20 protein-coding genes are annotated in these 20,848 nt (G+C 45.9%); 7 read left to right on the plus strand and 13 right to left on the minus strand.

Going from position 1 to position 20,848, the window contains the following annotated elements:
- Nucleotides 1-20: 20 nt before the first annotated feature.
- Together AC2CG4_RS00665 and AC2CG4_RS00670 are read right to left on the minus strand one after the other, a co-directional pair.
- Nucleotides 21-335 carry an addiction module antidote protein gene (locus tag AC2CG4_RS00665; RefSeq protein WP_484484416.1) on the minus strand — a complete coding sequence of 105 codons (315 nt, stop codon included), beginning with the start codon at nt 333-335 and terminating at the stop codon, nt 21-23.
- 1 nt (nt 336) lies between these two features.
- Nucleotides 337-633, minus strand: coding sequence for a type II toxin-antitoxin system RelE/ParE family toxin (locus tag AC2CG4_RS00670; protein ID WP_484484417.1), 297 nt, complete (start codon nt 631-633; stop codon nt 337-339).
- A 299-nt stretch (nt 634-932) separates the two neighbouring features.
- Here AC2CG4_RS00670 and yafN point away from each other — a divergent pair, with 299 nt between their 5' ends.
- Nucleotides 933-1,226 (plus strand): type I toxin-antitoxin system antitoxin YafN, encoded by a 294-nt coding sequence (yafN, locus tag AC2CG4_RS00675; RefSeq protein WP_484484418.1) that lies wholly within the window; start codon nt 933-935, stop codon nt 1,224-1,226.
- Nucleotides 1,227-1,408: 182 nt separating this feature from the next.
- Entirely contained in the window at nt 1,409-2,338 is a 930-nt protein-coding gene (gene rlmF, locus AC2CG4_RS00680) for a 23S rRNA (adenine(1618)-N(6))-methyltransferase RlmF (protein ID WP_484484419.1), read from the plus strand.
- A gap of 73 nt (nt 2,339-2,411) precedes the next feature.
- Here the strand turns inward: rlmF and pyk are convergent, their stop codons facing one another.
- The 10 genes from pyk to AC2CG4_RS00730 all read right to left on the minus strand — a co-directional run bounded on the left by pyk (nt 2,412) and on the right by AC2CG4_RS00730 (nt 12,761).
- Nucleotides 2,412-3,824 carry a pyruvate kinase gene (gene pyk / locus AC2CG4_RS00685; RefSeq protein WP_484484420.1) on the minus strand — a complete coding sequence of 471 codons (1,413 nt, stop codon included), beginning with the start codon at nt 3,822-3,824 and terminating at the stop codon, nt 2,412-2,414.
- Nucleotides 3,825-3,926: 102 nt separating this feature from the next.
- Nucleotides 3,927-4,292 (minus strand): DUF2956 family protein, encoded by a 366-nt coding sequence (locus AC2CG4_RS00690; RefSeq protein WP_484484421.1) that lies wholly within the window; start codon nt 4,290-4,292, stop codon nt 3,927-3,929.
- Nucleotides 4,293-4,318: 26 nt separating this feature from the next.
- Nucleotides 4,319-4,651, minus strand: coding sequence for an EamA family transporter (locus AC2CG4_RS00695; protein WP_484484852.1), 333 nt, complete (start codon nt 4,649-4,651; stop codon nt 4,319-4,321).
- Entirely contained in the window at nt 4,555-4,755 is a 201-nt protein-coding gene (locus tag AC2CG4_RS00700) for a hypothetical protein (RefSeq protein ID WP_484484859.1), read from the minus strand. The genes AC2CG4_RS00695 and AC2CG4_RS00700 overlap by 97 nt, the downstream gene beginning before the upstream one ends.
- Before the next feature lie 120 nt (nt 4,756-4,875).
- Nucleotides 4,876-6,351: a flagella assembly protein FlgT middle domain-containing protein gene (locus tag AC2CG4_RS00705; RefSeq protein WP_484484422.1), complete on the minus strand. Its 1,476-nt coding sequence runs from the start codon at nt 6,349-6,351 to the stop codon at nt 4,876-4,878.
- A 109-nt stretch (nt 6,352-6,460) separates the two neighbouring features.
- Nucleotides 6,461-7,198 carry an SPOR domain-containing protein gene (locus AC2CG4_RS00710; RefSeq protein ID WP_484484423.1) on the minus strand — a complete coding sequence of 246 codons (738 nt, stop codon included), beginning with the start codon at nt 7,196-7,198 and terminating at the stop codon, nt 6,461-6,463.
- A gap of 18 nt (nt 7,199-7,216) precedes the next feature.
- On the minus strand, nt 7,217-10,498 hold the full coding sequence (locus AC2CG4_RS00715) for a hypothetical protein (protein WP_484484424.1): 3,282 nt from the start codon (nt 10,496-10,498) through the stop codon (nt 7,217-7,219).
- A 10-nt stretch (nt 10,499-10,508) separates the two neighbouring features.
- The gene (locus AC2CG4_RS00720; RefSeq protein WP_484484425.1) at nt 10,509-11,354 is read right to left on the minus strand and encodes a fimbrial biogenesis chaperone; all 846 of its coding nucleotides are present in this window, start codon (nt 11,352-11,354) and stop codon (nt 10,509-10,511) included.
- A 40-nt stretch (nt 11,355-11,394) separates the two neighbouring features.
- Nucleotides 11,395-11,856 carry a DUF4402 domain-containing protein gene (locus AC2CG4_RS00725; protein WP_484484426.1) on the minus strand — a complete coding sequence of 154 codons (462 nt, stop codon included), beginning with the start codon at nt 11,854-11,856 and terminating at the stop codon, nt 11,395-11,397.
- Nucleotides 11,857-11,924: 68 nt separating this feature from the next.
- Nucleotides 11,925-12,761: a DUF4402 domain-containing protein gene (locus AC2CG4_RS00730; protein WP_484484427.1), complete on the minus strand. Its 837-nt coding sequence runs from the start codon at nt 12,759-12,761 to the stop codon at nt 11,925-11,927.
- A 263-nt stretch (nt 12,762-13,024) separates the two neighbouring features.
- Between AC2CG4_RS00730 and AC2CG4_RS00735 the strand changes: the two genes are divergently transcribed.
- Nucleotides 13,025-13,846, plus strand: coding sequence for an HDOD domain-containing protein (locus tag AC2CG4_RS00735; RefSeq protein ID WP_484484428.1), 822 nt, complete (start codon nt 13,025-13,027; stop codon nt 13,844-13,846).
- Nucleotides 13,847-13,942: 96 nt separating this feature from the next.
- On the opposite strand, the gene AC2CG4_RS00740 is transcribed toward AC2CG4_RS00735, so the two are convergent.
- Nucleotides 13,943-14,902, minus strand: a complete 960-nt coding sequence (locus AC2CG4_RS00740) for a tRNA dihydrouridine synthase (RefSeq protein ID WP_484484429.1) — start codon at nt 14,900-14,902, stop codon at nt 13,943-13,945.
- 129 nt (nt 14,903-15,031) lie between these two features.
- On the opposite strand from AC2CG4_RS00740, the gene AC2CG4_RS00745 reads away from it, so the two are divergent.
- From AC2CG4_RS00745 to AC2CG4_RS00760, 4 genes are all read left to right on the plus strand, one after another.
- Entirely contained in the window at nt 15,032-16,408 is a 1,377-nt protein-coding gene (locus AC2CG4_RS00745; protein ID WP_484484430.1) for a DEAD/DEAH box helicase, read from the plus strand.
- Between the two features lie 412 nt (nt 16,409-16,820).
- Complete coding sequence (locus tag AC2CG4_RS00750) at nt 16,821-17,627, plus strand: PhoH family protein (RefSeq protein ID WP_484484431.1); 807 nt, start codon at nt 16,821-16,823, stop codon at nt 17,625-17,627.
- A 157-nt stretch (nt 17,628-17,784) separates the two neighbouring features.
- Nucleotides 17,785-18,588 carry a putative RNA methyltransferase gene (locus AC2CG4_RS00755; protein WP_484484432.1) on the plus strand — a complete coding sequence of 268 codons (804 nt, stop codon included), beginning with the start codon at nt 17,785-17,787 and terminating at the stop codon, nt 18,586-18,588.
- A gap of 427 nt (nt 18,589-19,015) precedes the next feature.
- Nucleotides 19,016-20,818 carry a TolC family outer membrane protein gene (locus AC2CG4_RS00760; RefSeq protein WP_484484433.1) on the plus strand — a complete coding sequence of 601 codons (1,803 nt, stop codon included), beginning with the start codon at nt 19,016-19,018 and terminating at the stop codon, nt 20,816-20,818.
- Nucleotides 20,819-20,848: the final 30 nt, after the last annotated feature.

Raw genomic sequence — 20,848 nt, forward strand, 5'->3', positions numbered from 1 at the left:
GTTGTTAGGTAGGAAGTCTGTTAAACCTGAGCGCGCCCAGCTCCCACTTTGCTAACATGCAATTCCAAATTCAACGACTTGAGCACTTTGAGAATTGTAGCGAAGCTTGGATTGCCTTCACCCGATAAAGCTTTATAAAGACTCTCGCGGCCTAAGCCGCAATCTTTTGCTAATTGGGTCATGCCTCTGGCTTTGGCGACATTGCCTAAAGCTTTGGCGATGAAGGCTGCGTCATCACCTGCTTCTTCAAAGCAGGTTTCCAAATAAAGAGCTATGTCGTCTTCTGTTTTTAAATGTTCAGCAGATTCCCATTTGCGCAGTTTTAACTCGGCCATTTCACAACTCCAATTCTTCGGCGAGAGCTATCGCCATTTTTATATCTTTTGGTTGCGTTGATTTGTCGCCACCAACCAGCAGTACAATAATTTCCAGTCCCGAGCGTTTGAAATAAATTCTGTAGCCCGCGCCGTGATGTATGCGTAATTCAGATACCCCATTTCCGACAGGTTGGCAGTCACCAAAGTTGCCATCTTCCATGCGATCAATTCTGACTTGAACTAATGTTTTTGCCTTTCTATCGCGGAGGGCGCTGAACCACTTATCAAATTGCTCTGTGGTAAGAATGCTATACATGTTGAGTGTATCCCAAAATATACATATTTCAATCCTTGTGTGTTGCGGTAGTGTGAGGAATGTTTTACTTGTGGCCTAAGTTAGGTGTCTGGTTATTTTCGGTTCGCGCAATGTTTCCTGCAAATCACCTGAATATCAATAGCATGCTTTGCGCTCGGACTAATAAATATGCAGAAATCATCCAAGTTAGCGTAAGTATTGAAGCTGCAGCGAAAGGATTGGATTCTTGCCAAATATCAAAATGATGTATTATTTTGTACTATTAGATATACATTTAAATGTACATTGAGGTTTGCAACATGAATACCAGCCCGATTTATGCGGAGCAGACAGTATCAATTACCGAGTTGCGCAAAAGCCCGGCAAGTTACTTTATTAGTGAGCCGGTAGCGGTACTCTCCAACAATCGCACGGCGGGTTATATCGTACCTGCCGATATCTATCAGCACATGGTTAAGATGATCGAGCAAGCTTATCCTGAGGGGCGTAGCCGGTTTCGTCCTTCGCGGGCGCGGTTAGATGCGATTGTGAAAGAGGGTGAGGAATTGCTGGCGAATGCCAAAGCGGATGATCTGGGAGGTTTTTCTGAGTGATTCAGATATGTAAAACGGACTTTATTAAGCGGCAGCTTGAACCTGAGCAACTAAAATTTCCGTTATTACAAAGCACACCGAATATTGCCTAACTTATTTGGTCGGGATGCTCCGTATAATCACCCGAGTATATTCAAACCTCACAAGTGATAACCCCATTTTCCAGAGCGCCGAAATAGCCCGTGACTACACACAAGAACCCTTCAGTCGATAAACCTGTGATTCTTAAGCAAGGTCTACACCCTAAAAACCTGCATCGACATGGATACGACTTTGAATTGTTAGCTAATACTTATCCTCTACTGAAAACGTTTGTAGCAGAGAATGCTTATGGAAATCTTTCAATAGACTTTGCAGATGCTAATGCCGTAAAGGCGCTGAATGCGGCGTTGTTGGAGCAGTATTACGGAATTGTTGGTTGGAGTATTCCCGAGGGTTTTCTGTGCCCGCCAATTCCTGGCAGGGTGGATTACGTGCATTATGTTGCTGACTTGCTCGCGGAGGGCGATAAAAAAGTTGGTGTGGGCAGTGACATTAAGTTGCTCGATATAGGCACCGGCGCTAACGGAATTTATAGTTTGCTGGCGTGCAAAGTGTATGGGTGGCAGTGTGTTGCCAGTGATATTGATCCGCAATCGCTAGCAAATGTGGCGGAGATTATTGATAAAAATCCGAGCCTGAAGAGTGCCATAGATTTACGCCTGCAGCCCGAAAAGTCGCGTATTTTTGCTGGCATTATTCAAGCAAATGAAAAATTTGATGTGAGTGTGTGTAATCCACCTTTTCATGCGTCATTGGCGGATGCATTAAAAGGAAATCAAAAAAAGCGCAATAATTTAGGTGTAGGCGCAACATCATCCAGATTGAATTTTGGTGGCCAAAATGCCGAGTTGTGGTGTAAGGGCGGCGAGCAAAAATTTTTGCGCACTATGATTAAAGAGAGTCGCGAGTTTTCAACTCAGTGTCGCTGGTTTACCTCGCTTGTGTCTAAAAGTGAAAACCTGGCTCCGGCGAAAAAATTACTGCGCAAGCTTGCTGCAAGTGATATTCGTGAGATTGAAATGAAACAGGGCAATAAGATCACGCGGATATTAGCCTGGACCTTTGGTTAGGCTATTAATCCCGCGCAAAAAAAAAGCCCTCGGCGTTGTGCGCGAGGGCTTGGTAAGCGATTAAACAAATAAATTATTTGTTTAAGAAAGAATCCACGGTGTTGATTTCCATGCGGTTGGTTTCGCCTTTGGGTGCACCAGGTGCGCTTTTCGCGATAACCACCAAGCTATCGTTGGTTAAGGTTTTATTTTCCAGCAGCGGAGTGATTGAGGTCTTGATAATAGACGCTCGCTCTGGCGCATCTACCAGATAGGCATGAACGCCGTAACTTAACGACAGTAAACGCAACGCGCCAGGGGTATAACACGCAGCATAAATCGGAGCCGCAGGGCGGTGAGAGGCGATTTGGCGAACCGTGGAGCCGGTAGATGTCGGCACTATGATCCCGTCAACTTTAAGGTCGCGCGCAGATTTTGCCACTTGCTTACAGATGTACTCTTGCAGGTTATCTGTTTCAGAATCGAAGTTAATACCGTTGGCGGTTTTCTCTTCCACGTGAGTAGCAATGCGCGCCATGGTTTCTACGGCTTCAAAAGGGTAGTCGCCGTAAGCGGACTCACCAGAAAGCATTAATGCGTCGGTACCGTCTAACACGGCGTTAGCGACGTCCGAGATTTCTGCGCGGGTTGGGCGTGGGTTTTGGATCATGCTTTCCAACATTTGCGTAGCGGTGATTACTGGCACACGGGCTTTAATGCAACGTTGGATGATATCTTTTTGTACCAGCGGCACTTCTTCACCGGGAATTTCGATACCCAAGTCACCACGGGCAACCATTACGCCATAAACGACTTCTAAAATCTCATCGAGGTTTTCGACACCTTCGCGGTTTTCAATTTTAGCGATGATTTTAATCGGTGAGTTTTTCGCATCGAGAATGTTTTGTACATCAAGTACATCTTGCTTGTTGCGTACAAAGGAGTGGGCGATAAAGTCAACGCCAGCGTCAATCGCCATTTCGATGAACGTCTTATCGCGCTCGGTAACCGAAGGCAATTTGATGGCAACGCCAGGGACGTTAACGCTCTTTTTCTTTTTGATTTTGCCGTTGTTTAAGGCGGTAGTGTAAAGGGCGCCTTCGTCTTTGCTGTCAACTACCAGCTCTAACAGGCCGTCATCGATCAAGATGCGGGCACCCACGGGAACGTCTTTCACAAAACCAAGGTAGTTGACCTGCACTGCTTCGCGAGTGGTCGGTACGTCTAAACCATCTGCACGGAAAGTGACCTTGTCACCGGTTTTAATGGTTAAATCTTCCTCAATTTTGAGGTTGGTGCGCATTTCGGGGCCTTTAGTGTCCACCAGTACCGCCAGCTTTTCGCTCACGGCACGGACATTCTCGATCACTTTGGCCGTGTCTTCCGGGGTTTGGTGAGCGGTATTCAAGCGGATGACGTTAACGCCACGTTTATACAATTGGGTAATAAACTCAACATCGCCTTTGAGGTCGGAAACTGTAGCAACAATCTTGGTCTTTTTAGTCATTTTTCTATTCACACATTAGAGTAGGTAAAATTAGTAGTGCGCATTCTACCTCAAAAACACCGTTATTTTTATTTTAAGCATCAGGGCTAAAGCTTGAGGTGATCATTTCACTAAAATCATCACCCCTCCAGCGGCCAGAAATAATCCCCACGAAAGCGCAAGCAAAACCCAAGGTAAACGAGATTGCACGGGTGCATTGTTAACTTCTTCGCTCTCATCCCCTGATTTTTGTTGCGTTAATTGGTTTGATAGCTGTTTTACTTTTTTAACGCGCTTATCCAACTCCCGTGTTTTTTCACTCTGCTGCCGCAAAAATATTTCCATTCCGCGCTGGATACCATTGGCGATAGCTTTGGTTTCAACCGGTGTTTGGCCTTCGGTTTTGATGGTATTGGCGATTTTTATGGATTCGGCGCGCAGGTCGCGCGCGGTTTTTTTCTGTTTGGTCTTAGGGGTTGCTTGGGTCATGAGTGTGCCTCATTTAATTGCAGTGTTTATTTTTTGCTGGCTAGACTAACGCCGCCAATAACTAGCCCGGCACCCAGTAATTGCGCCAGAGTAATTTGTTCGTGCAGTACCAGTGCGCCTAAGAATAGGGTGATTACCGGACCTATGCTACCGAGTACCGCGGTTTTGCCGCTGCCGAATAAAATCTCCAATAAGCTGGATGCGTAATAGCTGAGTAATCCCAATCCGGCGATTTTCCAGCCATCACCTTTATTTAACGGTGTCAGTTGCTGTTTGTGTAACCAGAGCGCTGTGGCGGCGTAAAGGGCAGGGCAAATAACATGCGCAAGGTTAAGAGCGGAGTGGCAGTAATCCCGTATTGATAGGCGAGTTTGATCAGGATGCCTTTGCTGGCAAAACAAAAGGTGCCGGTAAATACACAGATAATTCCCAGAAACCGGGGCGATAGAGGCAAAGCGGACATGTGAGTGTTTATGCAAAAAACGGATGGCAACACTGCCACAGATTGTGCGGGCTAGCAAACCCAATTGACCTAATTGTGCGGACACCTAGATGCGTTGTAGATCTAGGTGTGGTGCAATATCTATCGCGCTCTTACCAAATACTGGCCGCTTAATACCGTTTCATCCACCACATGACCCACGCTGTGTGAGGGATAAATTTCAGTTAAATACACGCGGCCTTTACGTTTGACTAGTCGCGTATCAAAGCGTTGATATTCCCCAGTAATCGATTGGTATACCAGTTGATATAAATCCAGTGTGTCGCCGCTGTGCATGCCGTTATTGGTGCCGCTATGGATGACTACTTGTTGTTGACCTGGTGATGAATCTACTCGTGCCATATAGGGCTGGCAGTTAATGGTACTGGCCATATCGTCGCTGGCTTTGGCAACTAGATGCTGTATTTGAATGCCATAATCCGTTTTCCAAAAGCCCGGTGAGCCAAAACCCATCTGATTATCAGGCGATGTTTTCCATTTGCCAAAGGTTCGATACTGGTTGCTGAAAATAATCTGCCCGGTAAAACCATCGCGAATTTCCACGGTGAAACTAAATACACGGCTGCGTTTATCCAGCGGTGTGTTGATATGCAAAAGATTGTGCGCACCACTCATAAAGCGGGTGAAATAACTTGGATTCTCCACTGTATTAGGGAAGGTCATGGTCATATCATCTACTTCGCCACTAACAAAAAACTGCACACGGTTTTGTTGTGATATTGCCTGCACTTGTGTTGCAGCATTCACTTCGCCAAGTGCTTTTGTACTGGCAAACGAGTTGCGTAAATATGTTGGGGTCAGCATGGAATGGCGGTTGCGCAAATTGGCACCAATTAACATCGGCAGATGTTGTTCTACCTGATGCAAAGCACCCAAGCGGCTGGATATAGGCACTGCTCGTGGAAAACTCACAAACGCAATCGATTTTTTATAGCCATTATTAAAAGGCTCTGGGCAGAGGAACTGGCCAGGGGTATTAATGGGTGCAACTGCATCCACTGCGTAAGCGGTAGCGTCACTGGATGTGTGGATAAATGTTGTTGGTGGTATTGTGCTTGTAGCGCTGGCGTCAGGCTGATTGCTTAACGCGTTTTCAGCAAAAAATGGCGCAGTTGCCGGCGTCGTTGTAGTAGTTGGAGCAGTTGCCGGTTTTGTTATGGTTGTTTGAGCTGTAGTCGTCGTGTTAGTTGATGTTACCACCGGTGTGGTTTTAGCTGAGCTTAGTATCGGGGATGTTGTTTTAGCTGTTCCAGGTACTTGGCCTAAATCAGACATTTTGCTGACTTCGGATAATAAAAAAGACAAATCTGTTTCGAGCTTTGCGAGCCTGTCAATACTGGGTTTGCTGTTGTGCCATTCCTCTACGTACTGCTTGACGGTCTCGTCATTCAAATCGATAACTGTGCCATCCTCAGCTTTCAGTTTTTTTGTTTCGTTGCCCGTAAAAAAATTACCGCAGCCAGTAATACTTAATGTTAATCCACACAAAAATAGCACCAGCGGTAAACGATTGCCGGTTGCCTTGAACGAGTGAGTGTCATGCGATCGTTTTAACATCGTACCTTCCATCTTCATCAATTTAAGTGAGCCGGCGGAACTTTATTGCCGCTAGTAATGCTCCTGTTATCGATATCTGCAGATTTAATGCCAAAGCTGATCAAGTGTATTAATTGGTAATTTGATCAAAGTTAGAACTGGTGTAGTCCACTACCAAGCAGTTCATGCCTGCTGCTTTTAGATCATTACATTTGCGATTGGCATCTTGACGAGTAGCAAAGCTGCCAATTTTTAACCGGTAGTAATCGGTATTGCGCACATTGGTTTTTTGATAATTGGGCTCCATGTTGGCCAGTAATTGTGGATTTTTATCTAATAGTTGACCCCATATGGCAGGTAAACGGTAATACTCCGGAATGGATGCAACTTGCAGCGCGAAATTCGCATCCATTGGCGCGACTGGTTCGGTTTGTTCCGCCATGTCATCTGATGTTTCTATTGATACTGGTTCCGGTATTTCGGCGGTAGCTAGTACTTCCTGCACCGGTTGTGGGGAAGGGGTAGGGGTGTAGTGAGCAACGCTGGGTGTCGATGTATGATTTTCAGTGCTCGCCGCACTCTCTTCCAGGCTCGTAGAGAGTTGCGCGAGTTGTCCCAACAAGAGATTTAATTCTTGTTCAATGGCGAGTAGGCGCGTTAGACCAGGTTTGAGTTCGCTCCACTCTTTGAGCAGCTCATCGTGCTTTTTTAACAGTTTGTCGTGTTCTTGCTGTTTACGCGCAAGCGATTTCAGATCTGTCGCGGCGGCATCCGATGACTGCATTGGATTGGAACTGCAGGCGGCAAGGCTGGACAAAAGCCCAAGTAGGGCAAGCAATGGTAACGAGTGACGAATAAATTTTTTCATGATGTAGACTCGCTCTAATTAATACTTGAAATCTTGATATTGAACTTCGCATTGAATTTTATATTTGCTGAGGCCAATGCAGGCTTGATTGGCTTTTTTCTCTGCGTCAGTGCCCGCTTTCGGCGTGCCAGCAAAATAGGCTAACCCCAATTCATAACCACCTTTGTTAGGGTGTTTGATATAAAACGGTGTTTGAATAAATTGCGTGCCTAATTTTTTACGCAACAAGTGGTAATAGAGTTTTAGCATTTCAGGTGATTCAAATTTGCCTGCGCTTGCTACATAGCCGGCTGCTTCATCCAGTGGACGCAATACAAAATCGACTCCGGCGATGACATCCCCTTCAGAGGAAAAGTCCAGATTTTTATCGGCGCTTTTATAACCTCGCCGCTCGATAAATTCTTCATCCACTTTTAAGTGGTAGTTGCCAGGTTTGACGTTGGTAAACAGGTAGTAACCGTCGTATTCGGAGCGTGTGCTAGCAGCGATTTTTTTATTCTTATCTAACAAATTCAACATAATGTAAGGCGCTGGGCCACTTTCCCCGCCTTTTTCTTTTTGGTAGATAATGCCGTCTACTTCACCCGCTTTTACCACGGGTAGCTCAACCATATCGATAAAACCTTTACGGGCTTTAATCGCAACGCCGGGCGTGGCGTTAATCATAAACGGCCCGTCCAATGTAGATTCATCAACAATGATGTCGGTGGTTGTATTGTTGTAGAGTGAGCTTAAGACCGCGATGCCCGCTTCGTTTGTTTTTTCTTCGCGATAGGCTTGTACCGCTTTGACTGTGGCATTTTCGATCGGGCGTTCATTTGCATCAAACACGCCGTTCATATTAAGGTCTTCAAACACTAGCGCGGATACGGCACCTGATTGGGATATTGGGCGGCCAGAGGTAAACACACTTTTCCCTATGGGCTCATACCCCAAACTAAAGCGCAGGCCGATGCCGGCCGTCCAGGAGCCGTCTTCGTTATAACCTGCATTAGTACTTAAATGAAATGCATCTTTATTCCAGTTAAGTCCCAGCTTGATTTGGTATTTGTCGGCAAGCTTGTAATAAGCGTAGTTAAGCTCGCTGTTGAGGCTGGGTGACCAGCCATAATTCAAGGCTCCGCCGTAGCTATAAATTTCATTGGTCGGTTTAACTTCATAATTGGTAAACATGCGAGCATGTAGGCGACCAAAACTTTTACGGTACATAAATGACCCGGTAAGGCTGTCTTCTTTGGGAGGCATCCATTCCGGGTTTAGCAGTGGATCAAACTCCAAATTTACGGCCGCATCTTTGTGCAGCACGAGGCTATTGGAGAAATAACCTAATCGGCCACCTACGCCGATATTATTTTGAAAGTTTTCATTGCGTGTTTCTGAAGCTGCATCCTCGAGCCTATACCAGGAGTTTTGGTAGCTCAAAGGTAGCCAGCTGCCATTAAACAATTGCCCAGACATAGTGACACTTGAGGTATCGCGGATACTGATTTCCCCGTTGTTCGGGGAGCTGGGGGCATTAGTTTGAATTTCAGCGCGGTTGAAGTTGAAGGTGTAGGACGTATTCCATAGACGGGTGCGGTAATTGTAATCCTGACTCAATAAGTCATCTTTATTCTGTAGAGCCCGCGCACTCAGCAAGCCCAGCTTACCCATACTTGCACTGGCTCCCAGAGAAACAAAGTGCTGAGTTTCACCTTGCTTTGGCTCAAATACTGAGCTGCCGGCATTGAATGCGAGCCAATCGGTCAGGCCGTAATCTAATACAGTACTGGCCATGGTGCCTTGTTGGGTCGGATCATAGGCATAGGGAGCGATATTAAAAATAGATTCCCCCACCTCTACCAGCGAAAAGCGATACATGCTTTGGCCGCCGGCGACGGTGTTGCCCTCTACAATATAAGACTCTGATTTGGTTTCACGTTGCCCTTGCGGGCCGTAAAAAATCAATTCAAAGTCGTTATTACCGTAGTCCAACTGGGTGTCATTAAATTCGTAGCGACCACTGCTAATCCCCAGGCGTTGATCAATGAGTACGCCGTTGCGGTAAAGCTCTACATCCCAGCCCACCTGAACTTCACCGGTAATATTGACCTTGCGGTTGTCAGCTAATTGATTGATCGGAGTATTGCTAAAGCTCAATCCGCGACTCAAGGCCTGGGTGTTACCAAAACCAGCGTTTACCGGTACAACATCTCCAAACGCATACTCCGTGGCACCGAGGGGCCCCAGCAAATCGCCTCTGTCTGATTGGCGTGAAAATGTTAACCAAGCGTCACTTAATGAATCTGTTTTGTTACCTGCTAAAAACAATTCGGTATTGAGAAACGCAAGATCTTGGTTGGCAAGTATTGAGTAGTTTGCTGAGGTATTGCGATTCTCTGTGGCTTTTTCGCCAGCGGGTGAGTTGATTAATGGTTGAGTTACGGTGTTTGCTTCTTGCACCCAGGTTTGCACATCCAGCATGGGAGGGGAGAAGGCTTGGTATCCTGATTCTTGTAGCGGTAGCACCGATTTGGTGTTTGCTCCGGCAATAATTGCAGGCTTATTGAGGCGGTCGAAACGCTGCTGTACGGGAAATTTCTCCTTGCTGGTCAGTGACAGGCTGAGCATTGCTTCATTGAGCTGGTAATCAAAGTCAAACCAGCGTGCAATTTCATTCAACTCAACCAGCAAATCATCGTCCATAACATAATCATTCGCCGCTACCTGATAACTTGTTGAGCCGAGTTTGACTGCCAAAGCCCCATTCGCTTGATGAGTCAAATTAAAACGGTTTTGCTCGTTTTGATACCAGCCTTCGGCGGTTCCTGCGGCCACATCAACATAAATAGGAAGTTCGACAATTTGAAAAAAATCGTTGAGGCTAACTTGTAGGCCTTGTTCACTTTTAATTGCAAAAATACTTGCCAGTTCTTGGTCGCCAATCCAAACCGATAAAATCAATTCTTCACCAGCGGCAAAACGACTTGTATCGTCAGCTGTCGCACTCGTGGTTGTTACGTCAGAAAAATTGCTTTCGGCTGTCTCGTCAGGAGTGCTGTCAAAATTTTGGCTGGAGTTGGCGGAGGGGAGGCTAGCTTTTGCCGCTTCAGCTTGCGCAGCAAGAGCCAGTTGCTGCGCATCGTGGTCGGCATACTTTTGTTTGATGCTCTTAAAAATCGCTTGCAGATTATTGTTGACTTCAGTCAGTTTTGGATCTGCAGACTCTGCCGCATTAGATAATAAAATCGTTACTAAACAGGTAGTTATCGCATTTTTTTTGAATCTGATAACGGTTGTTTTTCGCGATTTTTTACGCATCTCGACCCACTCAATTAGCTGTTTTTATCATGCTCCTATTGATGGTGAAGGTTTTGTCGAAGAAGGTTTTGCCGCGAAAATCCTTGACGCCTTCATACACAATACGAAGCTTTCCATCTGTTACAGCAAAGTCCGCGCCAACCCATGCAAGCGAAGTTGTGGCAGATGCAAGCTCGGGCCAGAAATTGTAATCCCCTTGTTTAGCCAACAACACTTCCTTGCCTCCATTGGGAGTCCAATAAGCACTAATATGGCCGATGACGGAATGAGTTCCCGTGCGCGCCAAATTTATCGCTACCGAGCCATCTTTTCTGGTTGGGCTGTAGTTGATATGGGCATCATTTATAGCGATCTTGTAGTCAGGGGTACCTTGTTGAATGACAACCGGAATCGCGAAGCTGAGCACTATGTTCACCGACATGCTCGCTGCATTAGATTGCAAACCTTCTTCTGCTGTTTTTGGCGGAAGGGCTTTAAACAATAAATGTGAACGGTACTCGCCATTGGCTAAACCTTGAGGGCGCCTGATTGCTACTTTAATGGTTTGGCGCTCGTTGGGTTTGAGGGTTACTTGCTTAGGGGAAATTCGCAACATTTTGCTGGCGATAGGAAAGTTAGATGCATCCGTGCTGCTCAAATTGATATATCCACCATCAGACTTTGCTTTTTTTTCTTCCCATTCCAAGCGATAAGTAGTCGTTACTTTCGATATGTTGATGAGTGTGATGTCGGCGGTGCGGTCATTGGTGTTGATTTGTACCCGAGTGGGATTGATCAACAAATTGGCCCATGCGGTTTGGGCGATAAGGTAGAGTATCAGGCTGGGTAAAATATTTCTAAACAGGGTGTTGAGCATTTGTCAGATCCTTATTGGTCTTGTTAAATAGAGGAATCAATTAATAATCTATATTGATGTTTAGGTAAATAATATAGTCTGCGCCGCTGAAATAATTATTTTCAGGACTTCCCGAGGTGCTCAATGTTCCACCTAATTTAAATTGTGCACTGCCAGTTGCCCCCATATTAATCGACGATGGAATATCGACTGAGGTAAGGGAAAATTGTGCGGTTTGTGGATAGCTCATTGATGATGTTGCGGGTAAATCTACTGAAAGATTTACTGTAGTGTAAGGCGCAAAATTGCTAAGCGTGTATACACCAGGCGATCCAGGTTTAAGAATAAAAATATGGTTAGTACTTTGATAGGAACCATTTCGATAAATACTTACGGTGCTAACACTTGTGTTGCTGCGTATTGCGATCTCCCCAAAGTTAAGTGGGTTATCAACAGTAAAATCGGCAACTGATGTTGTAGATGCAAACACAAGAAAAAAAGCGTGGTATTTTTTTTTCAACATATTTCCTCATACAAAAAAGCCTTCAAACCAGTAGTTTGAAGGCTTTTTTGTCTTCAATCGCCTGGCTCTTAATAAGTTACGATAACATCAAAGCTACCAGTGTAGGCTAAGTCTTGATAATTACTGGTGGTGGGGCCGGTTGAATCAGTAATTAAGGTTGCGCCGACATTAAAGGTTGCGCCGCCGCCTGCATCGGTTGTGATGCCTGAGACGTTTGTAACAGCGCCCGCAGTACCAGAAGTTTTGTAGCCGGTAAAATCAACCAGTTTAAATTGAGCTGTACCTGGGCCTGTAGCTGCTGTTAAGTCTCTATTGCCGGGTAACGTCAGCTTGAGATTGGTGAAAGGTGCTACGCCTGCAATGGTAAATACAGGGCGAGCAGGGGTGCCGCCCACAGCTTGTAATGATAAACCGTTAGTGGTGTCTGTTTTGGTGGTACAAGCAATATCGTATGCCGTAGTAGTTCCCGTTGGGGCAACTAACGCCGCTGCACCTGCACCTGCTGGCAACTGTAAGCCAATGCATTTATTTGCATCCGGGCTTGCTTTGGCACGAACTTGACCAAAATCCAGGGTGCCAGTGAAGGTGAAGTTAATTGCGTTATTCACTGTCACTGTTGCAGGTACGGTAACAGTTTCCGCCAGTGCCACGTTGGCGCCCATTAACAGCATGGCAGCACTTAGGCCTGTAACGAGTTTTTGATTACGTTGTTTCATATGAGCACTTCCTATAGAAGAGTTGAACTGTTTAGGTAACAAAACGCCTGGGTACTGACATGCTTGCGCAAGGCGTATGAAGCTATCGACTAGTTTTTGCAAAGCTTTAATAATTAACGAATTATCAACACTTTGCTTACTTTTTGATCTCTTTTGCCGCTTTGCATTTCCCTGTGCGATCAAATCCATAAACGTGCCCTATTGATGCTGCAAAGATATTTACAGTCCTAATAAAGCCAGTGTTTCAAACTATAGAACAGGGGGGGCGCATTACAAGAAGGGTTCAGTATCAATGGCTGAGTAGAAATACGCAGCGCAAATATAAAAATATATTATCCCCTCTTATTGGGGATTTTTTATTCTGCCATTGCTATCTATTCATCCTTTGCTATAACAAATTCATGTAAAACGTTTTCATTGGTACATTCGGTCTTTATATAAGTGAGGGTTTTGTGGACTTAAAAAATTTAATCGATAACGCACAGAAGTTGCCACATATTCCTAAAGTGGTTCAGGAGCTGATAGAAAGTTTTGGCGATGAAAATATCAATAGTGACGAGATAGCGAAAAAGATCAGCGCCGATCAAGTGCTCACAGCAAAAGTTTTGCGCGCGGCCAATTCGGCGTATTACGGCGGTAACCGCAAGGTGTCCTCGGTGAACGATGCAGTATTCATCTTGGGTTTTAATGCGGTGCGCACTCTGGTGTTAGCTTCGGGCTTTACCGGAGCATTCAAGGCGCCGGAAGGTTTTGATTTGCCCGCTTTTTGGCGTAACAGCTTTGCGGTGGCGAGCACCTGTAAGTGGTTGGCGAAATTTTCTAAAGACGATGCAGAAACAGCCTTTACCTGCGGCATGATCCACAATATTGGCGAGTTGCTGATCCATATTATTCTGCCGGATGAGTGCAAAGACATCCAAAAAGTGGTAGATCGCGGTGCGCGTAGCTCGGATATTGAGAAGAACGTGCTCGGGTTTAATTTCCCGGAGGCAGGCGCTGAATTGGCTAATCGCTGGAAGTTTCCCGATACGATTGTCGCTGCTATTAATTACCAGCTAAATCCTGCTGCTGCCCCTGAGTTTTCACGCTTCGCAGCGTTGATTAATATTGCTGACTACATTGTGCTCGAAAATGAAAAAGGCAATAGCGCGGCGTTGATGGAGCATTTCCCCAATGACTTGGCAACTAAGCTCGGTATTAATTTGGCGAAACTGACTGAGCGGATAGACGAAACCAAAGATTTGATTGGCGGGTTTGACGATTTATTACATTGAGATAGTGTGTTGTATTAAGTTGCATTAGCAGTAAAGACAATAAGCGATGGTGAGAGAGCAAAGCCCGTGTTGATCACGGGCTTTTTTTGCTGGTTGTTAGTGACAGGATTGCAACGCATCCACAAAGCAAGCGTCGATTTCCGATGGCGTGGTTTTACGTTTGATCGCTTCAAAAAAAACGGTAGCTTGGGGATATTGGCGGCTTAAATACATCAACCATTGTTTAACCCGGTTGCCGCAGTTGCGCTCGCAGTAGAGCGGCGTGGTCAGTTTGTAGTAGTCGTAGAGCATATTGCAGATGTGGCTCCAGCTAAGCGGAGTGTAATCTTCACCTTTTATATGCGCTTTAATCTGGCGTGCGAGGTCAGGGCAGGCGAGCAGGCCACGGCCGAGCATTACATCGGCTCCATTTGATTGTTCGCGGCAGCGCAAGTAATCAGCTACCGACCAAATTTCGCCATTGGCGACAACGGGAATCTTCAGCTCAGCGCGAATGTCAGCAATGTAATTCCAATAGGCGGGCGGTTTGTAGCCATCCGCTTTGGAACGGGCGTGTACGGTGAGTTCATCGGCACCGGCAGCCTCTACGGCGCGGGCGTTGTCCATATAACTGCTGCGATCTTCATAGCCCAAGCGGATTTTGGCGGTGACAGGAATTTCGCGCGGCACGGCATCGCGCACGGCTTTAATGATTGAATACACACGATCCGGCGTGCGTAGTAAACAGGCGCCACCTTCGTGGGAGTTAACCGTTTTTGCCGGGCAGCCGAAATTCAGGTCAATCGCTTTGGCGCCATAGCGAACCAATTCCAGCGCGTTGATCGCCATAGGCTCGGGCTTGCTGCCGAGCAGCTGAACGCGTACCGGAGTTCCGTTCGGGGTTTTGCAATCGCTTTCCAGCTCTTGCGCGTACTTATAAAAGACCTTGTAGGGAAGTTTTTGGTCGGTAACGCGGATAAACTCGGTTACGCAGCCATCCAATCCACCAATACGCGATAATATGTCGCGTACATGATGTTCGACAACGCCCTCCATCGGGGCCAACATAATGCGCATAGGTTTGCTCAGGTTCGTTCAAAGGGCAGCATTTTAGCCGGATTTGATTGATAATTTGTTCTACTCTGCGTAGATTGCGCGGCCTTTTGCGGGTAAAACCCATCTTTTTACTGATTATCGAGGTTCTTAATGACGCAGCCTGTTTTTCACGACCTGATTAGCGATAGCCAATTGCGCAAAGCGATTGATGTATTGGGTTACGAACAGCCCACGCCAGTACAGCTCAAAGCGATTCCGGCGGCGGTGGCAGGGCAGAATCTCATTGTCAGCTCCAAAACCGGCAGCGGTAAAACGGCTGCATTTTTATTGCCCGCGATTCAGGGGATTTTGGCCAAGCCGCCGGTGAATCCGAGCTCAACCCGCATCTTGATTTTGACTCCTACTCGGGAGCTGGCTCGCCAGATAGTGAAAAATGCAGAACAGTTACTGAAATTCACCGGCTTGAAAGTAGGGATGGTGTGCGGCGGTGAAGAATTAAAGTATCAAAAGGCGATGCTTCGCAAGAACCCTGAAATCGTTGTCGGTACACCAGGGCGTTTGGCGGAGCATATCGCCCATAAATCTACCGAATTTTCTGGCTTGGAGTTTTTGGTGTTGGATGAGGCGGATCGCATGCTCGATATGGGGTTGAGCGAAGACGTACTGAAAATCACCAATACTTGCCGCACCGAACGTCAGACATTTTTGTTCTCCGCCACCATGGAGCAAAAAGGTCTGCGTCATTTGATTAAACAGGTAATTCTCGGTGAAGCGCAGGAAATTTATATTGACGAAAAACCCAATGACATTACACAGCAAATGTTATTGGCCGATGATTACAAACATAAAGAAAAATTACTGGTCGCGCTGCTGCAAAAATCGACCTTTGAAAAAGTCATCATCTTTACCAATACCAAACTTAAAGCCTCTCAGTTAGATAATTTGTTGCGCTATAACAAATTCCGCGTGGGCACCTTGCATGGCGATATTACGCAAGACCAACGCAAAATTACCCTCGACCATTTCCGCATGGGCAGAACAACGGTTTTGGTGGCGACGGACGTGGCGGCACGCGGGCTGGATATTCCCGGCGTAGAGTTAGTAGTGAATATGGATATGGCGTATTCGGGCGATGAGTATCTACATCGCATCGGCCGGACAGGTCGCGCCGATAACGAGGGCAGGGCAGTATCTTTGGTGGACGCAAAAGAGTGGAATCTCACCAAAGGTATCGAACGTTATTTGGGGGCAACGTTCGAGTTAATTACTATGCCGGGTTTAAAGGGTAAATATCAAGGGCCAGATAAAACTAAATCGTCCGGAAAATCGGTTGGTACTAAAAAGAAAACGAACGCAAAAGATAAAAAGCCAGACACTAAGGCACCCAAAGTGAAAGTGCGTGAGCGCGATAAGAAAAACATCGGCAATCGACGTGTGCCTACAGCGCTTAAGACAGCTGTTGCCGTCGATGGTTTTGCTCCGCCGAAAAAGAAAATTACTAAACAAGTTGAGGATAACGATGAGTAAAGGTGCTGCGGTTGTGTCTTTGCTTATGCGTTATTCTCATGTCAATTTTATTTCAATTAAGAGATTGACCGATTTTTAAAATAAGCCTAGTATCAAGTTAAAGGTGGTGAATAGATGAGTAACCACCTGATTTTCTTTAGTAGGTTCTGGCCAATGCGCCAGCGTCACCTAACTGTCACAGACTTTTGTTTTATTAGAAGTGCTCTACAAAAAGTGTTTTGCTTAAACTGTTTTATTGTTTTTAATCAGCGATTGAAGTGTAAATAAATCAACAACTGATCAATAAGTGATAGAAGGGGGTAAACGACACAAATATCATTCCATAGAAAATTGCGTTCTCGGGTAACTTCACGATACTGGGCTTTTGCGAAACCGCCCGTATTATTTTCAGACCTGAAGGGGATTATTCTTTATGGCAAGAAAAACGCATGCCAGACGTAGTGCAAACCATCACTCATACGATGATACCAGCTACCCAGCATCGCGACATAAATCGCGAAAAAATCAACGTAGTGATGACAACATTGTCGAAATAAAATCCCGCTCGCAGCAAGTCGAAACAGCTTACTCTCCCCCTCGCTCCCCCCAACCACTTCGCGCCAAAACAAAATCCCAGCAGCAGTACATCAATGCGATTAATAGTCACATGCTGACCTTTGGTATTGGCCCTGCCGGTACGGGTAAAAGTTATTGTGCAGGCGCATTGGCGGCAGAGGCGTTGGAATCCGGCCGCATTGAGCGCATTATTCTTACGCGCCCCGCAGTTGAGTCGGGTGAGAATCTCGGTTTTTTACCGGGCGATCTCGATCAAAAATTTTCCGTCTATATCGATGCCTTCCGCGATATTTTAAATGAACGTCTCGGTGCTGGTACAGTGGAGTATTGTTTGCGCCATGGTCGTATAGTAGCGGCGCCGCTCGCCTTTATGCGCGGCAAAACCTTTAATAGCAAAACCTTTGTTATTTTTGACGAGGCGCAAAATGCCAGCCCGGCGCAAATGAAAATGTTCCTCACGCGAATTGGTGAAGATTGCAAAGTCGTTATTAATGGCGATATAAATCAAAGCGATATTCGCGGTCCTAATGGTTTGGAGCATGCTGTGAATTTATTGGATGGCCTGGACAATGTCTATGTGCATGAATTTGAGCGTGAAGATATAGTGCGCAGTGGTTTAGTGCGCGATATTATTGATCGCTACGAATTGCCTGACGAAAATTAATCTATTTCAGGGCGTATAAGCGAGTTTACTAAAATTGCTTATACGCCCTTGTCTTTTGTGTCTGACTTGCTAAATGATGGGTGAGTCGGCATTCTGCGCGCTTATTTTTTAAGACCATTCTCGATTTTTATGATCCTCACTCGCTCTGATAATTATTATGAAAGATTTGCGCTGTCCACTGTGCCGTCACCCATTACTACAAAACGTCCAAGGCCTTGCTTGTGTTAATCGCCATCAGTTTGATCGCGCGAAAGAGGGCTATTTCAATTTATTGCCAGTGCAAAATAAGCACTCGCGTGAGCCAGGTGATGCTAAAGAACAATTGCTAGCGCGCCGCCAATTTTTACAGGCAGGTTTTTTTAATCCGCTTAAAAAGCGCTTGCAAGAATTGTTGCCCGCAACAACGGCGACGCTGCTGGATATAGGTTGCGGTGAAGGTTATTTCACCGCGGGGTTTTCAGAATCCCTACCTCGGGCGCAAGTGTATGGAATAGATATCGCCAAAGCCGGTGTGCGTCTTGCGGCAAAAGCCGCGAAAGATAAGGCTGGCTTACTCTACAGTGTGGCTTCCAGTTTCGCCTTGCCCTTTGCCGATGAGTCTATGGATGTGGTAACTCGCATTTACGCCCCAGGCAAAGACGCGGAGTTATGTCGTGTAATAAAACCCGGTGGCAAATTAGTTATAGTTACGCCTGGTGAAAATCATCTATTGGGGTTGCGTACGCGCATCTATAAGGAGGTGCGCCCACATCCCAAGCCAATTACACCCGAAGGTTTTGTAGTGGATGAACACTATCGACTAGGGAGCGATTTGCAGATTAAAGACCGGGAGATGTGTATCGCGCTTTTGACCATGACGCCTTTCGCCTGGAGGTTGGCTCCAGAGTTAAAAGCCTCCATTCTTGCAGATGAATTACAAGATACACTGGACTTTACGCTCAGCTCTTATAATAAAATTTAAATTAATCAATTGAATTAATAGCTTTTTCGTCCATATGGTAATTATAAGATGTGATTTTCATCACAATTTAGAATGCGGTTGTGGCATAAAGCATCAATGAGTTATGATGAAATCATTATTTATGGTTGTTTTTTGTGCCATAAACACAGTTGTTGACCTAAGAAACAGGTTTTATTGCCACTCATATTTACTAATAAGGTTATGTGCAAAAATTCTTGGATTTTACTGTTTGAATGCAGGTAGATTGGCCGCGCATAGGGATTTTTGCTTATTCGATTTCAGTGAGTGAACGGAATCCTTTACTAAATTATACGTTTGAACAAAGCGTACTTTTATAATGAGTTAATTTTAATCATCTTGCGTGCTCACTAAGTTGCTTTAGATTTTTTATCTTGTGGTTATGTGCAACCCATTTGGAAAAACATCAATGATTCCTTCGCTTTTTAATCGTTCTTCGCTTTTATATCCTACGTCGCTAATCGCTCATTCATTTGCGCTCTTCTCGATCCTAACCTTCACTGGACAAGTGGCAGCACAATCAGTGGGTACAGTTAAAGATGCGGCTTTACAGGCGATAGAGTCCAATCCTGATGTGCAAGCGAGCTGGCATGAGTTTAGTGCTTCGATACAAGATGTCCGCGTCGCCCGTGCAGGTTATTTACCTAGCGTTGATATAGGCGCATCGACCGGCAAAACCAACCGCGATTACGATGGCCGCGCGAGCTACACCAATAATCAAGCGCAAATTACCCTTAGCCAAATGTTATTCGACGGGTTCCGCACTGCTGGTGAAGTAGCTCGTTACGATAGCGCGCGCTTGGTGCGTTATTACGAGTTATTAAATACGCTGGAAGTTACGGCGTTGGAAGCGGTGCGCGCCTATGAAGATGTAAAACGCAATCGCGATTTGGTGAGTTTGGCGCGCAATAATTATGTCAAACATCAAGAGGTTTATAAGCAAATTGAAGAGCGCGCTGATTCTGGCGTTGGTCGCCGTGTTGACTTTGAGCAGGTTGCAGGTCGTTTGGCGTTAGCTGAATCGAATTTATTAACCGAAGCGTCTAATTTGCACGATGTGACAGCGCGCTATTTGCGTGTAGTGGGCCAATTACCGGCGGAAGATTTAGCAGCGGTTGAGCTTACACAACAAAAATTGCCTGATAACATTCGCGCGGCGTTAATGCTGGCTTATCAAGGCAATCCGGGTTTTCATGCGGCGATTAAAAACATCAGCGCTGCACAAGCAGCGGTGAAAGTGGAGCGCGCGGGTTATTATCCCAAAGCCGAGCTGCGCGCCCGTCAGGTGACTAGTCGCAATCAGGATGGTTTTGATAATCGCACTGATCCAAATAATTACGGTGATGAAAGCGCAGTAGAATTAGCGCTTACCTACAACTTATATAGCGGTGGCGCTAATCGTGCGGCAGTGCGCCGCTCGTTGGAGCAAGTTAATTTGGCGAAAGATTTACGCGATCAGGCTTGCGTAGATTTACGCCAGAACACACAAATTGCCTATAACGATGCCAAGCGTATTCGTGAACAACTTACTTCATTAGAGCAGCACCGTCTTTCAAGCGATAAAGTGCGCACCGCCTATTCTGAACAATTTAATATTGGCCAGCGTACGTTGCTCGATTTGCTCGATGCGGAAAATGAATATTTTCAAGCGAGCCGCGCATTAATTATTGCCAATGGTGATTTGGAGATGGCGCATGCTCGCTCGCTCGCTGCAATGGGTAGTTTGTTGCCTGCGTTGGGTATAGTGCGCGAGGGCTTAGGTATTATGCACGATACAAAAGTAAATGATTCGCTCAATATCACTGAGTCTGCCTGCCCGGAAATTGCGCCTGTCGCGTTAGGGCGCGACGATTTGATTAGCGAGTTAACACCTCTGGCAGGTGATGCCTTATTTGATGTAGGTAGCTCGCAATTAAAAGTCGGTGCAACGCAAAAGTTAGATCGCTTAATCGCCGACATCAAAGCCACGCCAAAAGTAGTGCAAATCAGTATTGAAGGACATACTGACAACACTGGTACGGATGCGCTCAATATTCCATTGTCCAAAGCGCGGGCCCAGCGTGTGCGGGATTATTTTGTGTTAAATGGCTTAGAGTCAATTCCAATGACTGTCGATGGTTTTGGCGCAACTCGCCCGGTGGCAGACAATACCAGCGTGGCAGGCAAGGCCGCTAATCGCCGTGTTGATGTGACTGTAACGCGCAGCGAGTGATTTGCGCAGCGAGTTTTCGGGCTTGCTACT

It is taken from the genome of Cellvibrio sp. ATLC23 (assembly GCF_057196725.1).

Bases quoted from the DNA above. Each gene is read 5' to 3' on its own strand.
- AC2CG4_RS00755 (WP_484484432.1), top strand. From the start codon at position 17,785: ATGAAAGATTTGCGCTGTCCACTGTGCCGTCACCCATTACTACAAAAC.
- AC2CG4_RS00665 (WP_484484416.1), bottom strand. From the start codon at position 335: ATGGCCGAGTTAAAACTGCGCAAATGGGAATCTGCTGAACATTTAAAA.
- AC2CG4_RS00725 (WP_484484426.1), bottom strand. From the start codon at position 11,856: ATGTTGAAAAAAAAATACCACGCTTTTTTTCTTGTGTTTGCATCTACA.
- AC2CG4_RS00730 (WP_484484427.1), bottom strand. From the start codon at position 12,761: ATGGATTTGATCGCACAGGGAAATGCAAAGCGGCAAAAGAGATCAAAA.
- yafN (WP_484484418.1), top strand. From the start codon at position 933: ATGAATACCAGCCCGATTTATGCGGAGCAGACAGTATCAATTACCGAG.
- AC2CG4_RS00690 (WP_484484421.1), bottom strand. From the start codon at position 4,292: ATGACCCAAGCAACCCCTAAGACCAAACAGAAAAAAACCGCGCGCGAC.
- AC2CG4_RS00720 (WP_484484425.1), bottom strand. From the start codon at position 11,354: ATGCTCAACACCCTGTTTAGAAATATTTTACCCAGCCTGATACTCTAC.
- AC2CG4_RS00760 (WP_484484433.1), top strand. From the start codon at position 19,016: ATGATTCCTTCGCTTTTTAATCGTTCTTCGCTTTTATATCCTACGTCG.
- AC2CG4_RS00715 (WP_484484424.1), bottom strand. From the start codon at position 10,498: ATGCGTAAAAAATCGCGAAAAACAACCGTTATCAGATTCAAAAAAAAT.
- AC2CG4_RS00745 (WP_484484430.1), top strand. From the start codon at position 15,032: ATGACGCAGCCTGTTTTTCACGACCTGATTAGCGATAGCCAATTGCGC.
- AC2CG4_RS00750 (WP_484484431.1), top strand. From the start codon at position 16,821: ATGGCAAGAAAAACGCATGCCAGACGTAGTGCAAACCATCACTCATAC.
- AC2CG4_RS00670 (WP_484484417.1), bottom strand. From the start codon at position 633: ATGTATAGCATTCTTACCACAGAGCAATTTGATAAGTGGTTCAGCGCC.
- AC2CG4_RS00740 (WP_484484429.1), bottom strand. From the start codon at position 14,902: ATGCGCATTATGTTGGCCCCGATGGAGGGCGTTGTCGAACATCATGTA.
- AC2CG4_RS00705 (WP_484484422.1), bottom strand. From the start codon at position 6,351: ATGTTAAAACGATCGCATGACACTCACTCGTTCAAGGCAACCGGCAAT.
- pyk (WP_484484420.1), bottom strand. From the start codon at position 3,824: ATGACTAAAAAGACCAAGATTGTTGCTACAGTTTCCGACCTCAAAGGC.
- AC2CG4_RS00710 (WP_484484423.1), bottom strand. From the start codon at position 7,198: ATGAAAAAATTTATTCGTCACTCGTTACCATTGCTTGCCCTACTTGGG.
- AC2CG4_RS00700 (WP_484484859.1), bottom strand. From the start codon at position 4,755: ATGTCCGCTTTGCCTCTATCGCCCCGGTTTCTGGGAATTATCTGTGTA.